Here is a 17032-nt window from a genome sequence, read left to right on the forward strand (position 1 = left end):
GGCTTTTGCCTGCCATCCTTTTGAGAGGATACCGCTATCGTACCGCAGCTCTATGGTGCAGTTCCACCGTTGACCCCAAGCCTGGCTCGTCGAGCCGGCACAATAACGTCCGAAGATGAAGCTGCCTGGGCTTCACTGGCGCCACTTATTGCAGGCCAGCCTCGAGTTCGCATTTCGAAAGACGCTGGCAAAAATTACCCACAAAAATTTGAACGAGATCTAGCATCGGCGCGTCCTACCCAACCGGCTGCCGTCCTCATTTATGGCCGTGACGGACTTTGTGCGACGATCTGCCTGGACTTCGACTCCTCAGCACCTGGTGGAGAAGCCCGCGTCGCAGCGGATGTGCTTGCTGTGCAGTCCTGGTTGTTTGCCCACGGGGCACGATGGATAGAAGACCAATCCCCCAACGGCGGCCGGCACGTTTACATTCCGCTTGCAGAGCGCATGCCATTTCATCAGGCACGCGGCCTCGTTGAAGCATTGGCCAACCGATACCCCTCGCTGGACCCGACACCGCATCAGAACCTACGCCACGGATGTATTCGCACGCCTGGCTCCACGCACAAAACTGGTGGCGCACAGAAGTTGGAAATGAGCCTGAAGATGGCTCATAACGTTGCTACTGAGCGCAACGAGTTCTCCACCGTCAACTCATTATGCGATTCGTTACGTATTGAAATCCAAGCTGCCAACGAACGACGTGAAGCCGTTGCTGTGCCGGCCGACACTCGCTGCAGCGAATTAGGTGCCTTGTCCCGTCGTATCGCTTTGATCGCCACACAAGGGATCTACGACACTGCGAGGTACAACAGCCCCTCGGAAGCACGCATGGCTGTCCTCGTCGCCTGCGCAGCTAGAGGCCTGAAACTCACTGATGTTGAACGACGCATCAAGCAGGGCGCATGGCCAGGACTCGCTCAGTTCTACGCCCGCTACTCCCCCACACAACGGTCCAATTCAATGCGTCGAGATTGGCTCAAAGCCACCAAATTCGCTGCAGAAAAGTCTGAGGGGCAACGTGTCCATAAAACCAACACAAGCGAGCTTTTAACACAGGGGGCTTGGGATCAGGCTGTTTCTTCTGGTTCGAATTCTGAACATCACTTTATTCGTACTTGGCGTTCTGCCCTGAGTCTCGTGGAATCGCGATATCAATCTAGTCGTTCTGGTCTATCTCGCCGGTTGGTTCTTCGAGCCTTGGGAGCTGGAGCGCATATGATTGGAAGTCGTGTAGTCGAATTCGGTGTCCGCTCGTTGTCGATCGCTTCAGGAGTTGAACCGACAACCGTAGCGTTTCATCTACGAGCTTTGCGCAACGAAAAAGAACCGCTCATCCGGCAGGTCGGCGAGGCAACAGGGACGACCGGTGATCAGTATGAACTAGTCATTCCTCCCCTGCTTATGGAAGCTGCGAGCAACGAAACGTGGCAGAAGGGTAAATTGCATTCGTTGCGCCCAGCGTTCAGGGAGCTCGGTGTCACTGCAGCATTTGTCTATGAAGCTTTGGAAGTTTTAGGTGGCACTCTTGGCGTCAGCGAGATCAAGAGCAAGACTGGGTTGAACCGTAGCACGGTCCATGAAGCCCTTGAAGTATTAGCTGCATGGAACTTGGCCCAACGCACCAAACAAGGTTGGGTCTTGGTCGCCTCAACCAATTTGAGCTCGTTGGCTGAATCCTTGGGTGTTCTTGACTTGGTGCTCAATCAAGTGACGTTGTACCGTGAACAACGCGCTCAGTGGCGAGCCTGGTTGTCCGAGCGAATGAATCGACTCCCCCAGCTTCTTGAACCAGATGAGGACTACCCCTTCGAACTCTTCAGCGGTCCGCCTGATGATTGGTCACTGAGTGATATGGCGTTCCGAACTGCCAGCTAATTGAAGCTCCGCTCTCCCCCTCACATTTTCAGTAATGGTACCTTTGTTACCTTTTGCTCCATTAGTGCTCAAATCTACTGTCTAAAATTGCCAATGGATGCTGTCCTCTTGAGTTTGTCGACAAGGAATCAAAACGGTACCTTTAGTTCACTTTCCACTTTTATCACTAGGTTGCCATGCCATGCGATCGCTCGCGCCACTTCCCTGCTTCACTTACCAGGGCCCTTCACGGTGGCCAAAATCCGTATACTTATCGCTCACATCCGTTGCGGGCGTAAGCGATTGCTACTAAATGAAAGATAGCTCTAAAAGTACCTTTTGTTCCCTTTCGCCTCCTAGGCCCGCAGGATGCGCTTCCGAGATGTCAGTTTCACGACTATTCTTATTCACGAACATCACCACAATGACCAGTAATAGTGCAAAAGGTACCTTTAGTACTTAATGATCATTTCGAACGTATCGCACCAAGGTCGCCAGTCAAGCAGTTAGTCCCGCCAGTCTGCATCTACGCTGCAAACAGTCGATGGAGAACCATCGACCATCTCACGCGACCCCACCAGAAAGGTACCTTCTTCACTAGGACTGCGATGCCACCACAGAGCATATGCTCTTCGCGGAAGGAGTTGGTAGAGCTTCTCAATAGCGAACTCATACCCACTGAGCCCCTGATGGCACTCATCGGATCAATTTAGGCAGGATGAACGTTCAACGCGTGCTTGATGAAAATTCAGTTAGACCTCGCAACTTAAACCGCAGCCTCTTTTCATTGAAAGCTCTTCAAAGCCCTTAAAACGAAAAAAGCCTTCGCGCCGTTGAGGCCAAAGACTCTATTGGTTAGTCGTAACGTGAACCATCTGTCGTGTTGACTCCTTCTGCACCTTACACGTAAAAGGTTCTTAAATATCTAAAGGTACCATTATTGAAAAGTTTGTTGAAGACTCGGAAATAATGCTGCAAAAGGTACCTTTAGTTCCAAAGGTGCAAATATAGCCAGACGGAGAAGACTTTACACCCATGCGTAAGCTCAACAAATATTGCTACGTAACGCAAACAATTGAGACTGTTTGAAACGGAGGACTATTTGACGAGTCCTCCTATTTGCAGCACCTACAAAATTCCAAAGGTTCCCGAGGTACAAAAAGTACCTTTAGTGTCAGGTTGAGAACAAGGCGCTCTTTTCTAGAGAGTCGTTGGCTCCATAAGTTCTATATGCTCTAAAGGTACCTTTAACTCAAAGTATCCTTCAGGGCTTTAGGTACAAAAGGTACCTTTCATGAATCTGTAACTTTTTCTGAAACGCTTAGGCGTGGCGCGTGGCAAACAGCCCCGCATCCCGTCTAGCGTGTGTTTAAGAAATATGGTTTGCCGGCCTACTTCGTATACTTTTTGCAGCGCAATAAGCCGGTATCCCGTCATCGACGGCTCGAAAGTAGGCAATATGCCAGCGCGAATCATCGCAGTTTGCAACCAAAAGGGCGGGGTCGGGAAGACCACCCTCGTCACAGGTCTTGCTGAGGTGTTTTCACGCGACCATGGCAAACGGGTCCTGGTGATCGATGCGGACCCTCAAAAGAACACGACCTCAGCATTAGGCGTGTACAACCCGGAATTCACCCTAAACGATGTTCTATACGGTGACGAAGAGCAGAACCATAAGATCACCCCAGGCATTGCAGCTGACGCGATCATTCCAGCGGGGGAGGCCTGGCAGGGTAAATTCCCGACCCTTTCCCTTATTGCTTCCGAGCGCAACCTTGCTTCCCGTGAACGTGACTCCATGATGGCTCGTGAACGGCGTCTACGTAATGCCCTTAAAGGAGCGGTCGATGATTTCGACATCGTACTAATTGATTGTCCTCCTTCTCTTGGCTTGCTCACTGTGAATGCCTTGACTGCAGCAACCCATGCGCTATTCATCAGTGAAGCCCGAGTTTCCTCCGTGGAGGGACTTACCGAAATTGTCACTACTGTCGCTGAGGTGCAGGAAAACCTAAACGACGAACTAGACGTTGCCGGAATTGTGGTCAACAAATTACGCAAGGGCCGAGTGGATCAAGAGCATTGGGTGCGTAAAATGCGAGAGGACTACGGCGAATTAGTGCTTGATCCAGGATTACCTGACCGCGAAATTTTTGCCAAGGCACAAGCGGCCGCGAAGCCGCTTGCATCCTACGGAAACTCAGCATCATTGCTGCTGAAATCGCTGAGACGAGTAGCGACTGCAGTATGGGAAGGAACGGCGTCATGACTTCCACTCCAACACCTGGACGCGGGGGAGACGCCGGCTCAGCGCTTGGGCGACTCAAAAAAAACCGGGGCTTGAGCAAGGCTGCAGGCCGTAGTGTTGTGTCCGAAATGTCTGCGCCAGAAGATGAGCAGCAAGCAGCGGCAGCGACTCCGGATTCTGCCCAGCAGGCACCGGCGGGACAGATCCAACAGTCAATTGCCCCAGTGCAACAGACACCTGTGCAACAAGTTGCTCCAGAACCGGAGCACGTTTCCCAATCTGAACCGCAACCGGCAGTGGTCAAGCCGTCCGAGGATCCAACTCCCAAGTCAAAGTCGCGCCGCAAAATGTCCTTGGCTCCCACAGACGATGAGCACGATCGCATTCGGCAGACGTTCATGGCAACTCGGCACATCCACCGCTACGCTAGCCTGAATGATTTTTTGCGGGCGTGCGTGCTGCAAGAAGTGACCAGTCTTGAGGATGAACACAATGGTGGGCAGGCCTATGTGTGGGAAGAAGCGGAGATACCAAAGGGACGCCCATTGCGTTTCTAGAATGGATGGCATTTAGATCAACTCGCTATTGTGCAGTGTGTCCGACAGAGTCTCATGGTTTCCTGGAACAATCGCTGAGAAGCTAAGGGTGAAAACATTCGAATCAGCATCTGTATCGTGACCGCCGATATTCACTAGAACAGACCACCATGAGTTCTTCTATAGGTAGCTTTCCATCCCAATGCGAGAATTTCAGTTGCGCCAGTTTATTGTCACTGGTTAGGAAATCTCCTGAACTCAGCATGTGAAGTCTGTCCTTTGGAAAGGCGACCTAGGAAGCGGCGCGGTGCCGGGTGCGCTACCTTCATGGACAGCACGCCGCGCCACACAGGAATATGCCTCCTGCCCACCTGTGCACAGCAAAAGCTCTCTACCCTCCGGGCTTTTCCTGCACACACATGGACAGCAGAAACCAGCCGACCACCCGCACACCAGTCACGTGTTGCAGTACCCGAGTTTCCTCGCCACAGACGAGCGTGACCCCTGCACGGCCTCTCCAAAGTGTGTAGCGGCGTTGAGCCAAACCGAAGAATACAGCGGGGAAGATCCTGGGAATACTCCACGAGCTATGCTTCCTGCTCAAAGCTAATGTCCCGAGGAGAGAGAAGAAGCCAATGAACTGCAGAGCATCCGAAGGGCTCAAAGAAAAGTACGCGAAGTACGTCAATGAACAATTGGTTGCTGTGGGGGAACCGCCGATGACCGAACCATTTGAGCATTTACTTGCAAAAGTTGAGTTTGAGAGCAGCAACTTCAAGCAGATTGTCACGGTACTAACAATATTGCTCACGTTCATCGCGATCACGATCGCAACCGCTAGTGCCTCGGGAACCTATCTGGGAAAAGAACTTCTGATTACCTACGCAGGGATGATTACTGTTCTTCTGGTCGTTGCAATCATATTTACTCATCCATCGGTCGCAGCCAAAAAATCTGCGATCGCTGTCTATCGGCATCGGCACCCTTAAGCGGCTTTCACAGTCAGCAACTCTTTCCAGTGCGTTGTATAGCGCGGACTCATCATCTCCCGGCGCATCTGCCACGCCGGCCCCTGCTGCAACCCGGCAGTGCCTAAGCCAATAGATTTCACCCCATGGTGGCTGCGGTTCTGCGCGATCAACGGCCCAATCTCTTCGATTCATGGGCTGAGACGAAGGGCTCGGACGTTTCCTGCATCGCCGCAGGCTGCAGATCCGTCACCACCACCCCTGCGTGTGCGCATTTCACCCCGACCAGGATCTAGGGGAGTAGTTGCTTCGCAGCCTTGGTCAGCACTCGGGCCAGGGAACTGCTCCGTGATGGCTGGCTGATGATTCTGCTGTTGGTTGTTGTGTCTGGTCATCTCCCTCGTAGAGTAAAACGCGATTATTTAGGTCCTCATCGTCCTATTCAGACTTGGACTTTCCGGTATCGCTTACCGAAGTAAAAGATGACACAAAAGCGGCCATCAACGTACAACGTTGGCGGCCGCTTTTGTACTTATTTAGAAGTAATAGATCCAGACCTTTTTCGGTCAATCTGTATAGCAACAAAATGAATGACCCCGACGGTCGCAAGCGCAAGCGCGCCGAGTACCCAAGGATTAACCGGCGTTATGATTGCTAACGCGCCGAAAATGATGAGCGGGACCAACCACCCAAACTGTCTAACTGTTTTCATTTGCAATTTTTCGCGTTCACCTTCTTGAACTTGTTGCCCCGAGGAACAATCTTGATCTGGTAACACCCAGCCGAGGAAATCTTGGTACTCTTAAAAATCTTCGAAACAGATGAAATGATTCCTTTCATCGTTGGAACTCCAACAAACGAACAGATGCCTTGGATGATGTATCCAGCCTTAGGCATCTTACCTGCCACTACACATCCTCCTGCAGTAGTCAGCCCTGCGACTGACAACGCGAAAGCTGAAATGGTTTTCGCTTCATGGCCCCAAAGGTTCCAATACATTCCGGGACCGTCCGAGGTGCCAAATCTGATTTTCGGATCGGCCACCACCGGGAACTTTGCTCCCTCAGTATCCACTTCCTGCGTCAAAACGCCATCAGCGTAACTGTAAGACGTTTTAAGAGACTTGCCGTTGGCATCTACAGCCCAAGGAGTTTCTATTTCCCCGTATACGATCTTGCCGTCCCCGACACGAGAAGTAATTAGATACCCCTCACCTGAACGCTCTAAATCAGCCCCGTCTGGAAGACCAACAGTGAATTCCGCACTTGAATTGCCAAGTTGTAAAAGACTCATAACACGAACGCCGTCCTCAGTCCGAGTCGTGTCGGAGTGAGGTGTTAGTGCATCGACTGAAATGGACAGATCCATAAATTCAGCCGTTGCTGAGGTGCCATCATGCTCAATCTCTAAACCGGCAACAGACGTCTGCGCATCAACTGGATCAAGCCCCAACGCAACTTGAGCTTTGTCAAAAACCCTTTCCCGCATTGCATCGGCCGAAGCAGGAGCAACACCAACAGCGGCCAAAGAGCCGGCTATAACGGCAATCAGGGAAACCTTGGACAACATCTTAATCTGCAAAAATCCACCATCCGTCTCTGGTTCAAATTACGCTTAATTCTAAAGTAAGCATAAAAAACGTACCAGACAACATTGTTCTTTTCATGGAGTTATACGAATTATTGTTATGAAATAGTTATCAAACTCATTTTGAAATGGCTCGTCAACCCAGGTGGGGACGGCAAGGAAGTGTTCGCGGCCCTCGACACAGCACGCCTCAACCACCGGGAATAGAGTTCACAACCAAAGAACTAACCCAAAAACCACTTACCCAATGAGTGAAACGCAGACGAACCGCTACCCAGTAGCAGAGGCCAAAAACAGAATAAGCGACTGCGTCCCGGTCAGCAGATCCACTGGCTCATTCCTACTCGGTACGATGTGCGCCGTTTACTAGACCGCGAAATCGTAGAACAGCTACAGGCCCGATACCCAGGACGTGTCACTAGCCCAGTACGCGAAGCCGTGGCCGTACGTGACGCATACACGGCAGGAATGCCGGTCAGCTTCTACGCGCCAGGAACGCCCATTGTGGAGGACTATGCGGCCGCTCTAGCCCCTGTCATCAAGACAAGAGTGACTGCCTAAACCAGCTAGACCAGAAGAACCAGCAAAACTATAAAGACTTACCGGACTTACTAGACCGGGTGAACCAAGGAGACAACATGGCTGCACCAAAACGCCGAACTCTAGCCGACCGCAACAATGACGCGATTAGCCGCGAGGATAAGCCAGCAATCAAAGAAGCGGCACCAGTCGCGCCGGTAGTCCAGGAACCAGCCATGTTGCCTACGCGAGAGACCAAAACCGAAGCACCCAAGCGAGCTAAGACGGCAGGACGGCCAGCGCGCACCATTGATGTGACACGCGTGGGTATCTATCTCACGCCTGAGCAGTTCATCAATTCCAAGGCCGCATATTTGGCCGACTGGACGAATGAGGGAGAAGCTAACACTTTCACTAATTGGATTGGTGAAGCGCTCACCACCCACGCGAAGCGCAGCCCAAAGCAACGTCAGAAAAACGCCATACAGCGACCAGCACGAGCAGAGAAGCGCACCGGTAGCTCCCGTTCCTTCAATGTGCCTACCGAAGCGGTTCAGAAGATGCGCGCAGCGATCAACGAGGAACACGCGATAGAGCGATGGCTGTCGGACAGCGCATGGTGTGGTGAGGCACTAGACTCAGCGATCCATGCAGCGCAGGAACGCAACGGGGGAACGCTGCCAACGCCACCGGAGCGACTGCCAAACAGATTGACCCGATAGTTTCAGTAGCGGTTTAAGCCTCCTATCCACCTGTGCACAGCAAAAGCCCTCCCGCTCCGCTGCTTTTCCGGCACACACGTGGACAGCAGGAACCAACCGACCACCCGCACACAACCCAAAAGTTGCGGTACCTGAGTGACCAAACGTCATGGGATCTTGGGCCGTGCACGGACTCAGGCGGGGGTGGTGGCGAATAAATCAAAGACAAATGAACCACGAAAGAAAACAAAAATCGTGAAAGTTAGCTTCTCCGCAGAAAATCCAGCCAATCAGGCCGTCACCTACTACGAGGCAGAAGCAGCCACATACGAAGAAGCTCGGGACGCAGCACGAGCCAAGGTGCCCGAAGGGCACCAACCACTCGCCATACGCGTAGACCGCGGCTAAAGACCTAAGCTGCTTTCACGGTCATCAGTTCCCGCCAATGCGTCGTATAGCGCGGACTCATCATCTCGCGGTGCATTTCCCACGCTGGCCCTCGCTGTAGACCGGCAGCACCTAAACCAATCGACTTCACACCGCACTCAGCCCGGATCTGGGCGATTAACGGGCCGATCTGTTTCGCCTCATGCGCCGAAACAAACGGGTCAAACGTCTCCTGCATCGCCACCGGCTGCAGATCCATGACCACCACCCCTGCGCGTGCGTATCTCACCCCGACCAGGATCTGGGGGAGCAGCTGCTTTGCTGCCTTAGTGAGCACCACAGGGTCAGCACTCGGCCCAGGGAGCTTGACCGTGATAGTTGGCTGATGATCCTGATGCTGGTTGTAATAGCTGGTCATCGCCCACGCAGACAGAATCTTTGCTTGCTTCTGGTGCTTGTGCAATCTTGCCGAGGCTTGCTGCGCATAAATCCCCATCACCTGCTCCATCCCCACCCGGTAATGAAGTCCTGGTATTTCAAGACACCCGCCACCAGGTGCCGAGCAGGACCGCTGGGAAGTGCAGTTTTCTCTCGCGGGTGGCGGGTGATGCTGAATCCGCCCGAGGTAAGGGCGAGAATACGAAGGGATTTGTCCGATGCGTAATTGCAGGAGACGAGTACATTCATGCATAGTTAACCTGTGTCACACTCAACCTCGCCCCCGCGCGGCATAGCCGGAAGACTGCGCACGGAGTCTGGCTCGGCCGTGCTTCTCATCGTCGTCACGTCCTTCGCCCTCATCTGGGCGAATTCGCCGTTGTCCTCTTCCTACTTCGACCTGTGGCGCCAGAGCATGGGCATCGACGTCGGCCCGTTTGGACTGCACCTGGATCTACACCACTGGATTAACGACGGACTGATGGTCGTGTTTTTCTTTGTCGTGGGTCTCGAGGTGCGCCAGGAATTTGCACATGGGGCCCTGCGGGATAGCAGTCGCGCTCGTCTGGCTGCGATCGCGGGCATTTCGGGTGTTGCGGTACCAGCGGTGGTTTATGTTCTAGTCGTGGGCGCGTCCGGTGGCGACGGGCTCCAGGGTTGGGGAGCGGTTGTCGGCACGGACACAGCCTTCATGCTCGGGGCTCTTGCGATCGTTGGCCCTAGACTTTCAGGGCAGTTACGCGTTTTCCTTTTGACCCTTACGGTGGTCGATGATTTCCTTGCGGTGTCGATCATTGGTGTGTTCTACAGTGATGAGATTCGGCTCGTCCCGCTGCTGATTGCTCTAGGCTGCCTTGTTGCGTTGTGGCTACTGGATCGTTCTCGGCAGTGGAGCGCCGCCCCGTACGTAGGGATCGTCATTGTGCTGTGGCTAGCGACGCTGTCTTCTGGCATCCATGCTTCGCTGGCGGGCATGATTGCTGGGCTTCTCGTCCCGGCTTACCCGACGCGGCGGCATAAAGTGGTCGCCGCTCGGCAGCTGTTTCGCGACTTTTGGCAGTCTCCTAGCGCTTCCTCGGCGCGTGCCGTGGGACGGGGGTTGTCTAAGGGCGTGTCAGTCAATGAGCGGTTGCACGAGTATCTTCGTTTACCCACGGCGTTGGTGGTCGTGCCGATCTTCGCCTTGGCGAATGCTGGGGTTGACCTGCGCGGTGGCGTGATGGCCGAAGCCCTAAGCTCGTCGGTGACGTGGGGTGTTATCGCGGGGCTCGTGCTGGGCAAGTTCCTCGGAGTCGGGATCGCGACGTTCCTCGCTGTTCGGATGGGCGCAGGCCGACTTCCGGAGGGAGTCGGTATGGGTAGCGTGTTTGGCGGGGCAGCTCTTTCAGGGATCGGTTTTACCATGTCGTTGCTGATCATCGGCCTTGCTTTCGACGCCTCCTCAGATCTGGGGCGTCAGGCGACTGTGGGTGTTCTTGTGGCGATGGCGCTCGCCACCGTTCTGGGCTGGACGATCTTCAAGGTCGCGGCCCGTCGGTGGGGAGAAGAGACCGCGGATCTGCCGATGACGCTTGACTCTCCGGTGGATCCCGAGGTGGACCATATCCGCGGCTCCGAGGACGCCCAGCTCACCTTGGTGGAGTTCGTGGACTTTGAGTGTTCGTACTGTGCGCATGCCACCGGTTCGTGGGAGGATCTGCACAAGCGTTTCGGGGACGATTTGCGCTACGTCGTGAGGCATCTTCCTCATCATCCTCACGGCCCGCTCGCCGCACGGGCCGCAGAAGCGGCCGCGAAGCAGGACATGTTCTGGCCTTGGCTTGACTTCGTCTTCGCTCGTCAGCACGCTCTCGAACGCGAGGATCTTATCGGTTATGCGGCTGAGCTTGGTCTCGATGTCGAGGCTTTCGTTAAAGACCTGGACAGCGCTGAAGTTGCCGCGAGGGTCGAGCGGGATACGGCAAGCGCAACGGCAAGTGGGGCCCATGCGACCCCGACGTTCTTCGTTGATGGTTGCCGGCTGACGGGAAGCTATGATGCACGCACATTGACCGCGACGTTGGAATCCAGCCGTCGTGGGGCACGCACCAAGGAGAGTCAAGCCTGATGCTGACCATCAGGCCTGAAACAAGGTAGGGCGAGGCGTTCGATCGATTTCCCTGCCCGTCTTTCCTCAGCTGCTGACGACGGTGATGGTGCAGGCGCGTTCTTTTGCCGAGTTCGTGTCGTCGGTTGATCCAGTGGTGGCTTTCGACTGCAGATGCCCGCGGCGCGTGCCGGCACTGGAAGACGGTGCCACCTCTCAGGGGTCTGTCGTCTACCCTTCTAGGGTGGGCGGCGTGTGACACTCGTCGACAATCTTTTTGGAGTGAAAGTCGATGATCGGGGGACCGGGCAAAAGCCAGTGCCTGACTGCGCCTGAGGGCGTAGGTTCGCTCCGGAGGAATCGCCACCCTGGATCTGGGGCGAGGCTCGTGGAGAAAGCAGCGACTGATCCCCTCACGCCACCAAGCCGAAATGCTTCGCCCAACCAAAGTTGTTGCTGCCCACGACGACTCGAGCGAACGCGTCGTCGGGAGAACGAACAGTACCTGTTAGTAGTAACCCCCGGGCTGCAACGGTGACGGGATCGCGCTGTCCTAGATGACGAGCAAGCCCGAGAAAATAAGTGCTTCGCGTCAGAGTTGACCGCCGAGCAGATCGCGGAGATCTGAAACAGGAAATGGAAATCGCCTTGAACATCGCCGGATCGTTGTCGAAACGGTAGCGCAGGACATCCTGCGAGCAACTCCGTTTGGTGAATAGATAAAAGTCTGCGTTCTAGCCTCGTCAGTTCACCCTTCCGAGTCCGGCGCCGATGGGATCTATCCTGGCCAAGACGTACGCTTCTCGTCGGGGTGTCGCCAGTAATCAATCTCATCGACCCGTGTGGTATTCCGAGGTGAGCGATGCATCAGGCTAGCAGAGGTGGGGTCGGCCCCGCACGGACCTGGTTTTAGAACAGCTCCGAGCGGGGATCACGGGCAAGGATCAGGACGGGATCATGCCGTGGGGATCAATGATGAACTTCTCCGAAACGCCGCTATCGAAGGTGGCATAGGCCTCCGGGGCTTCGTCGAGGCTGATGACCTTGGTATTGAGCATGCTGCTCAGATAGGGCATCCGGTCCCACAGGATCGACATCATCAGGTCGCGGTTGTAATGCATGATCGGGGCTTGGCCGCCGGAAATTCTAGGGGACTTGATCCACGCTTTGCCGAAGTCGAGAGAGAATGTACCTTCCTGTTCGGCTTTGGACGTGGCCAGCGGGTCGGGACCGTAGACGCCGATGATGCCGGTGGCGCCGCCGGCACGGGTAGCGTCGATGACCTGGTTGATGGCGTACGCAGGGTTCATGTCCTTGGACTCACGGCCAATGCCGTGGGCTTCAGAACCAACGTAGTCGACAGCGCAGTCCACCATGGGTTCGCCGAGGATAGCCTCGATCTGGTCGGTCAAGGGCACATCTTCGTTGAGGTTGATGGTCTCGCAGCCGTTGTTCTTCATCAGGTCCAGACGGTCCTGATGGTAGTCGCCGACGATGATGCATGAGGCACCTAATAGACGTGCTGCTGCTGCCCCGCAACGGCCGACGGGTCCTGCGCCGGCGATGTAGACGGTCGAGCCGGGCTTGGCGCCGGCCTCCATGAGGCCATGGAACGCGGTGGGCAGGATGTCCGAGAGCAGGGCGAGGTCACGGATCTTCTCCATAGCCTGGTCCTTGTCGGGGAAACGAAGCAGCTGAAAGTCTGCGTAGGGGACGAACATGTACTCGGCCTGTCCACCCTGCCAGTTACCCAGGTTGAACCCGTAGGCGCCGCAGGCCGTGTCGGGGTTTACGGTCTCGCACACATCGGTTCGACGAGCGCGGCAGTTGCGGCAGCGACCGCAGGCGACGTTGAAGGGGACTGAGACGATGTCACCTTCGGAGAGGAACTCGACGTCGGCGCCGACTTCGATGACTTCCCCGGTCATCTCGTGACCCATCACCATGCCCTGGGGGACGGGGAAGGAGCCACGGTATATGTGCAGGTCGGATCCGCAGATATTAGTGGCGACGATCTTGAGGATGACTCCGTGAGGTGCTCTCTTGCCGTTCGGCATTTCGAGTTTCGGGAAGTCGAGGGATTCAACGCGCATGTTCTTGACGCCGTCGAATACGACGGCGCGATTACTACTTGCCATGACGATCTCCTTTATTGGTGGTTGGCCTGAGCGCGACGGTGCCCCAATTATTTAGGAGTCCGTGTTCCGCGACTCTAGCTATTGCCGAGCATAGACCCGCCAGAAATTCAGATCAAGGGTTATTTGATTACTGTGGCACGTTGCTAGGTGATTTACAGGTCGCTTAGGAGCTGGATCCCAGGTTGGCGGTGGTGTTCTCTTTTGAGTTGGTATCGTTGCGAGGTGGTGCGACGCGTGTCAGGGACTGATCGCTCGGTGTGAAACTCGGAAATCCATGGGTTTCGGTTCCTTAGCCATGCTGGTCGGGCCATAAATGAATCGGGTCAATGCATAGACATAAGCATTGGGTAAACACCTTTTTGCGAAGAGGCCTTGGTTGGTCTGTTCTTGAATTACATGAGGACCGCCTTAAAGGTAGAACGCCACGCCCAGCGGATTGGTCTTTCCTCGCGTTCACAAAGCGTGCCACAGACACGTGAACCGTCAGAAATTTAGTCCCCGGAGCCTGCGAGATTGGTCAAACGCGTCGCTAGTAGTTGCTAGTATCGCGAGTATGGTCAAAGCATCCGTGCCCGCGTCAGCGCAGTCCTTGCCCGTTCAGCCAAACGTGAGTGTTTTAGGCGCTCGTGAACATAACCTTCAAAATATCGATCTCACGGTGCCCCGTGATGCGCTGGTGGTTTTCACCGGGGTCTCTGGCTCGGGGAAGTCCTCTCTGGCTTTCGGAACGCTGTTCGCAGAGTCCCAGCGCCGCTACCTAGAGTCGGTCGCTCCCTATGCGCGTCGTCTGATTGACCAGGCTGGCGTTCCGGACGTCGATTCGATTACAGGTATGCCGCCGGCCGTTGCTCTTCAGCAGCAACGTGGAGGTCGTAGCGCTCGCTCTTCGGTCGGTAGCATCACTACGGTGTCTTCGCTAGTGCGCATGCTCTATTCCCGGGCCGGACACTATCCTGATGATCAGCCGATGCTCTACGCCGAAGACTTCTCTGCCAACACTGTGCAGGGAGCCTGCCCGGAGTGTCACGGCATTGGCCGGGTGTACGAGGTCACCGAGGACAAGATGGTGCCCGACCCCTCGCTAACGATTCGCGAGCGGGCTATCGCTTCGTGGCCAAAGGCCTGGCACGGTCATCAGTTGCGCGATGTGCTTGTCGCCCTCGGGTACGACGTGGACGTCCCCTGGAAGAATCTGCCAAAGGAAGAACGTGACTGGATCCTTTATACAGATCAGACACCGTATGTCCCGGTCCACTCGCGGCTGACTCTCGCCGAGGCACGGGCCGCAATCGCGGAGGGTGTAGAGCCTAGCTACTCTGGGACGTTCGTCGGTGCTCGCCGGTACGTGCTCGACACGTTCGCGAATACCAAGAGCGAGGCAATGAAGCGACGCGTGGCGCAGTTCCTTACAGTCTCTCCTTGCCCCGCTTGCCATGGTAAACGGCTCAAGCCGGAGGCCCTATCGGTGACGTTCGAAGGCCTCGATGTCTCAGATCTCTCCAGCCTGCCGCTGGCACAACTCTCGGTGCTGATCGAAAAAGCAGTCGAGCAGGCCACCGCTGATCTCGACGGGATCGAGAAAGCGAGTCACACAACAGACGACGCAGCCCAACCAGATGCAGCGCAGCAACGCGTCGATGTCAGAGAAGCGAACCACTCAGCGGGAAGGCTGGCCGCCACAGCCCGCCTGGGCGCAGAACTCGTCAATAGGCTACGGCCCATCATTGACCTAGGGCTGGGGTATCTTTCCCTGGGGCGAACCACTCCCACACTCTCCGGCGGAGAATTGCAACGACTGCGTCTGGCGACCCAACTGACCTCTGAACTCTTCGGGGTGGTATACGTTCTCGATGAACCTTCCGCTGGATTGCATCCGCAGGATGTCAGCGCGCTGCTCGGCATTCTCGACGGGCTCAAGCGGCGAGGCAACAGTCTATTCGTCGTCGAACATTCGGTGGACGTGATGCGCCATGCTGACTGGCTGGTCGACATCGGACCCGGCGCGGGAGAACGCGGCGGTCGCGTCGTCTACAGCGGGCCTACCGAAGGGCTCGCAGAGGTGGAGGAATCCGTCACCCGCGGGTATCTGTTCGAGAGCAGCGGACTGCTTCAGCGGACGCCCCGCCAGCCACAGGGATGGCTGCGCCTCGAGCAAGTCACCCGTAACAATCTGCACAATGTGTCGATGTCCATTCCGCTCGGGGTGTTCACCGCGGTCACCGGAGTTTCAGGATCAGGCAAGTCGAGCCTAGTCAGCCAGGCGCTACCGGCGCTGATCGGCGAACGACTGGGTCGGACTGCGCAGGCGGAGGATACTGACACGCCCGAAGATGACGAGCTTTTGCTGTCGGATGAACCCGAGGAGGTCAAAGGATCGGTCCGTGGAGACCTCTCTGCGGTGCGCCGCGTCGTAAGCATTGACCAGAGGCCTATTGGACGCACCCCGCGTTCGAACGTCGCCACCTACACCGGGCTGTTTGATCATGTGAGACGGAGGTTCTCCGAAACGCCCGAGGCTCGTGCACGCGGGTACAAACCGGGTCGATTCTCCTTCAACGTCGCTGGTGGCCGTTGTCCTACCTGCAAGGGAGAAGGGTCGGTGATGGTAGAACTGCTATTCCTGCCCTCGGTCTACACCGAATGCCCCGACTGCCACGGTACCCGCTACCAATCCAGCACGTTGGAGATCATCTGGCGCGGCTGCAACATCGCGCAGATTCTCGCCATGAGTGTTGAGGAGGCCCACGATTTCTTCCATGGGGAGTTCGATATCATGCGCTCGCTCAGGGCGCTGATCGACGTCGGTCTCGGGTACCTGCGGCTCGGACAGCCGGCTACCGAGCTGTCCGGAGGTGAGGCGCAACGAGTCAAGCTTGCTTCTGAGCTTCAACGATCCCAGCGTGGAGACACTCTTTATGTACTTGACGAACCTACGTCAGGGCTCCACTGTGCAGATTCCGACCGGCTTGTGGCTCACCTACAGACACTCGTTGAAGCAGGAAATACTGTTGTCGCGGTCGAGCTCGACATGCGCGTTGTCGCAGTGGCCGACTACGTCATCGACCTCGGGCCGGGCGCGGGTGAGGACGGGGGCATAGTGGTATCCAAAGGAACTCCCGAGGAAGTCGCCTCGCGCGGAGTCGGCGCGTCGGCACCGTACCTCAAGACGGCATTGCATGAGGCCGCCTCCCGCGGGTGAGCGACGGTGGGCTTCATGGTGGGCGAGGGCCCACCTGGTGGGCACATCAAAAGAGTATGTCCTTTGCCTGATATGGAATCAAGGTTGCGTGCTTGTGGCGCAGGCATTGACGGTGAGCGATTGGGCTACCCGAACAAAATTCCCTGGGTACCTGGCATATCCCTGAATCGTCTGGTGCAGTTCAGTGGCGGCATCGGTTGGTAGGCGTTTTAAGCCTCAAGACCCTGGGGCGGATCAGATGAGAAAGGAAAGCCAAAGAACCCGCGATTGCGATATGCACCGGTTCTTTTACGGTATACACTGCTCGAAAGGGCCAGTCGTTATCTCAAGTCTGGCCCTGATGTAAAAGTAGAACGGTCGACGCAGGG

At 55.8% G+C, this 17032-nt stretch carries 13 protein-coding genes; 9 read left to right on the top strand and 4 right to left on the bottom strand.

Translation table 11 applies throughout. The features are described from left to right. Positions 1-69 precede the first annotated feature (69 nt). The 4 genes from IEX04_RS17670 (at position 70) to IEX04_RS17685 (ending at position 5630) form a co-directional block, all read left to right on the top strand. A complete protein-coding gene (locus IEX04_RS17670; RefSeq protein WP_229677231.1) occupies positions 70-1878 on the top strand; it encodes a helix-turn-helix domain-containing protein in 1809 nt (602 codons plus the stop codon). 1438 nt (positions 1879-3316) lie between these two features. Continuing rightward, the gene (locus tag IEX04_RS17675; protein WP_188687393.1) at positions 3317-4126 is read left to right on the top strand and encodes a ParA family protein; all 810 of its coding nucleotides are present in this window, start codon (positions 3317-3319) and stop codon (positions 4124-4126) included. Continuing rightward, positions 4123-4662 (top strand): ParB family protein, encoded by a 540-nt coding sequence (locus IEX04_RS17680; RefSeq protein WP_188687394.1) that lies wholly within the window; start codon positions 4123-4125, stop codon positions 4660-4662. The genes IEX04_RS17675 and IEX04_RS17680 overlap by 4 nt, the downstream gene beginning before the upstream one ends. 614 nt (positions 4663-5276) lie before the next feature. Next, on the top strand, positions 5277-5630 hold the full coding sequence (locus IEX04_RS17685; RefSeq protein ID WP_188687395.1) for a hypothetical protein: 354 nt from the start codon (positions 5277-5279) through the stop codon (positions 5628-5630). On the opposite strand, the gene IEX04_RS18930 is transcribed toward IEX04_RS17685, so the two are convergent. After that, complete coding sequence (locus IEX04_RS18930) at positions 5627-5752, bottom strand: DUF4113 domain-containing protein (RefSeq protein WP_229677239.1); 126 nt, start codon at positions 5750-5752, stop codon at positions 5627-5629. The genes IEX04_RS17685 and IEX04_RS18930 overlap by 4 nt on opposite strands. A 565-nt stretch (positions 5753-6317) precedes the next feature. Continuing rightward, a complete protein-coding gene (locus IEX04_RS17695; RefSeq protein WP_188687396.1) occupies positions 6318-7190 on the bottom strand; it encodes a hypothetical protein in 873 nt (290 codons plus the stop codon). A gap of 360 nt (positions 7191-7550) precedes the next feature. On the opposite strand from IEX04_RS17695, the gene IEX04_RS17700 reads away from it, so the two are divergent. The 3 genes from IEX04_RS17700 (at position 7551) to IEX04_RS17710 (ending at position 8824) form a co-directional block, all read left to right on the top strand. Then, the gene (locus IEX04_RS17700) at positions 7551-7757 is read left to right on the top strand and encodes a ParA family protein (protein ID WP_188687397.1); all 207 of its coding nucleotides are present in this window, start codon (positions 7551-7553) and stop codon (positions 7755-7757) included. 77 nt (positions 7758-7834) lie between these two features. Then, positions 7835-8437, top strand: coding sequence for a hypothetical protein (locus IEX04_RS17705; protein ID WP_188687398.1), 603 nt, complete (start codon positions 7835-7837; stop codon positions 8435-8437). 135 nt (positions 8438-8572) lie between these two features. Then, on the top strand, positions 8573-8824 hold the full coding sequence (locus tag IEX04_RS17710) for a hypothetical protein (protein ID WP_188687399.1): 252 nt from the start codon (positions 8573-8575) through the stop codon (positions 8822-8824). Positions 8825-8828: 4 nt separating this feature from the next. Here the strand turns inward: IEX04_RS17710 and IEX04_RS17715 are convergent, their stop codons facing one another. Beyond that, positions 8829-9299: a DUF4113 domain-containing protein gene (locus IEX04_RS17715; protein ID WP_229677232.1), complete on the bottom strand. Its 471-nt coding sequence runs from the start codon at positions 9297-9299 to the stop codon at positions 8829-8831. Positions 9300-9503: 204 nt separating this feature from the next. On the opposite strand from IEX04_RS17715, the gene nhaA reads away from it, so the two are divergent. Then, positions 9504-11348, top strand: a complete 1845-nt coding sequence (nhaA, locus tag IEX04_RS17720) for a Na+/H+ antiporter NhaA (protein ID WP_188687400.1) — start codon at positions 9504-9506, stop codon at positions 11346-11348. Between the two features lie 923 nt (positions 11349-12271). On the opposite strand, the gene IEX04_RS17725 is transcribed toward nhaA, so the two are convergent. Continuing rightward, positions 12272-13465, bottom strand: coding sequence for an alcohol dehydrogenase catalytic domain-containing protein (locus IEX04_RS17725; RefSeq protein ID WP_188687401.1), 1194 nt, complete (start codon positions 13463-13465; stop codon positions 12272-12274). 553 nt (positions 13466-14018) lie between these two features. On the opposite strand from IEX04_RS17725, the gene IEX04_RS17730 reads away from it, so the two are divergent. After that, a complete protein-coding gene (locus tag IEX04_RS17730; RefSeq protein ID WP_188687402.1) occupies positions 14019-16664 on the top strand; it encodes an excinuclease ABC subunit UvrA in 2646 nt (881 codons plus the stop codon). Positions 16665-17032 lie beyond the last annotated feature (368 nt).

Source organism: Glutamicibacter ardleyensis, assembly GCF_014644555.1.
GTDB lineage: Bacteria > Actinomycetota > Actinomycetes > Actinomycetales > Micrococcaceae > Glutamicibacter > Glutamicibacter bergerei.

Excerpts from the sequence above, each read along its gene's own strand:
- IEX04_RS17675 (WP_188687393.1), top strand. The coding sequence starts at position 3,317 with ATGCCAGCGCGAATCATCGCAGTTTGCAACCAAAAGGGCGGGGTCGGG.
- IEX04_RS17680 (WP_188687394.1), top strand. The coding sequence starts at position 4,123 with ATGACTTCCACTCCAACACCTGGACGCGGGGGAGACGCCGGCTCAGCG.
- IEX04_RS17685 (WP_188687395.1), top strand. The coding sequence starts at position 5,277 with ATGAACTGCAGAGCATCCGAAGGGCTCAAAGAAAAGTACGCGAAGTAC.
- IEX04_RS17705 (WP_188687398.1), top strand. The coding sequence starts at position 7,835 with ATGGCTGCACCAAAACGCCGAACTCTAGCCGACCGCAACAATGACGCG.
- IEX04_RS17715 (WP_229677232.1), bottom strand. The coding sequence starts at position 9,299 with ATGGGGATTTATGCGCAGCAAGCCTCGGCAAGATTGCACAAGCACCAG.
- IEX04_RS17725 (WP_188687401.1), bottom strand. The coding sequence starts at position 13,465 with ATGGCAAGTAGTAATCGCGCCGTCGTATTCGACGGCGTCAAGAACATG.
- IEX04_RS17730 (WP_188687402.1), top strand. The coding sequence starts at position 14,019 with ATGGTCAAAGCATCCGTGCCCGCGTCAGCGCAGTCCTTGCCCGTTCAG.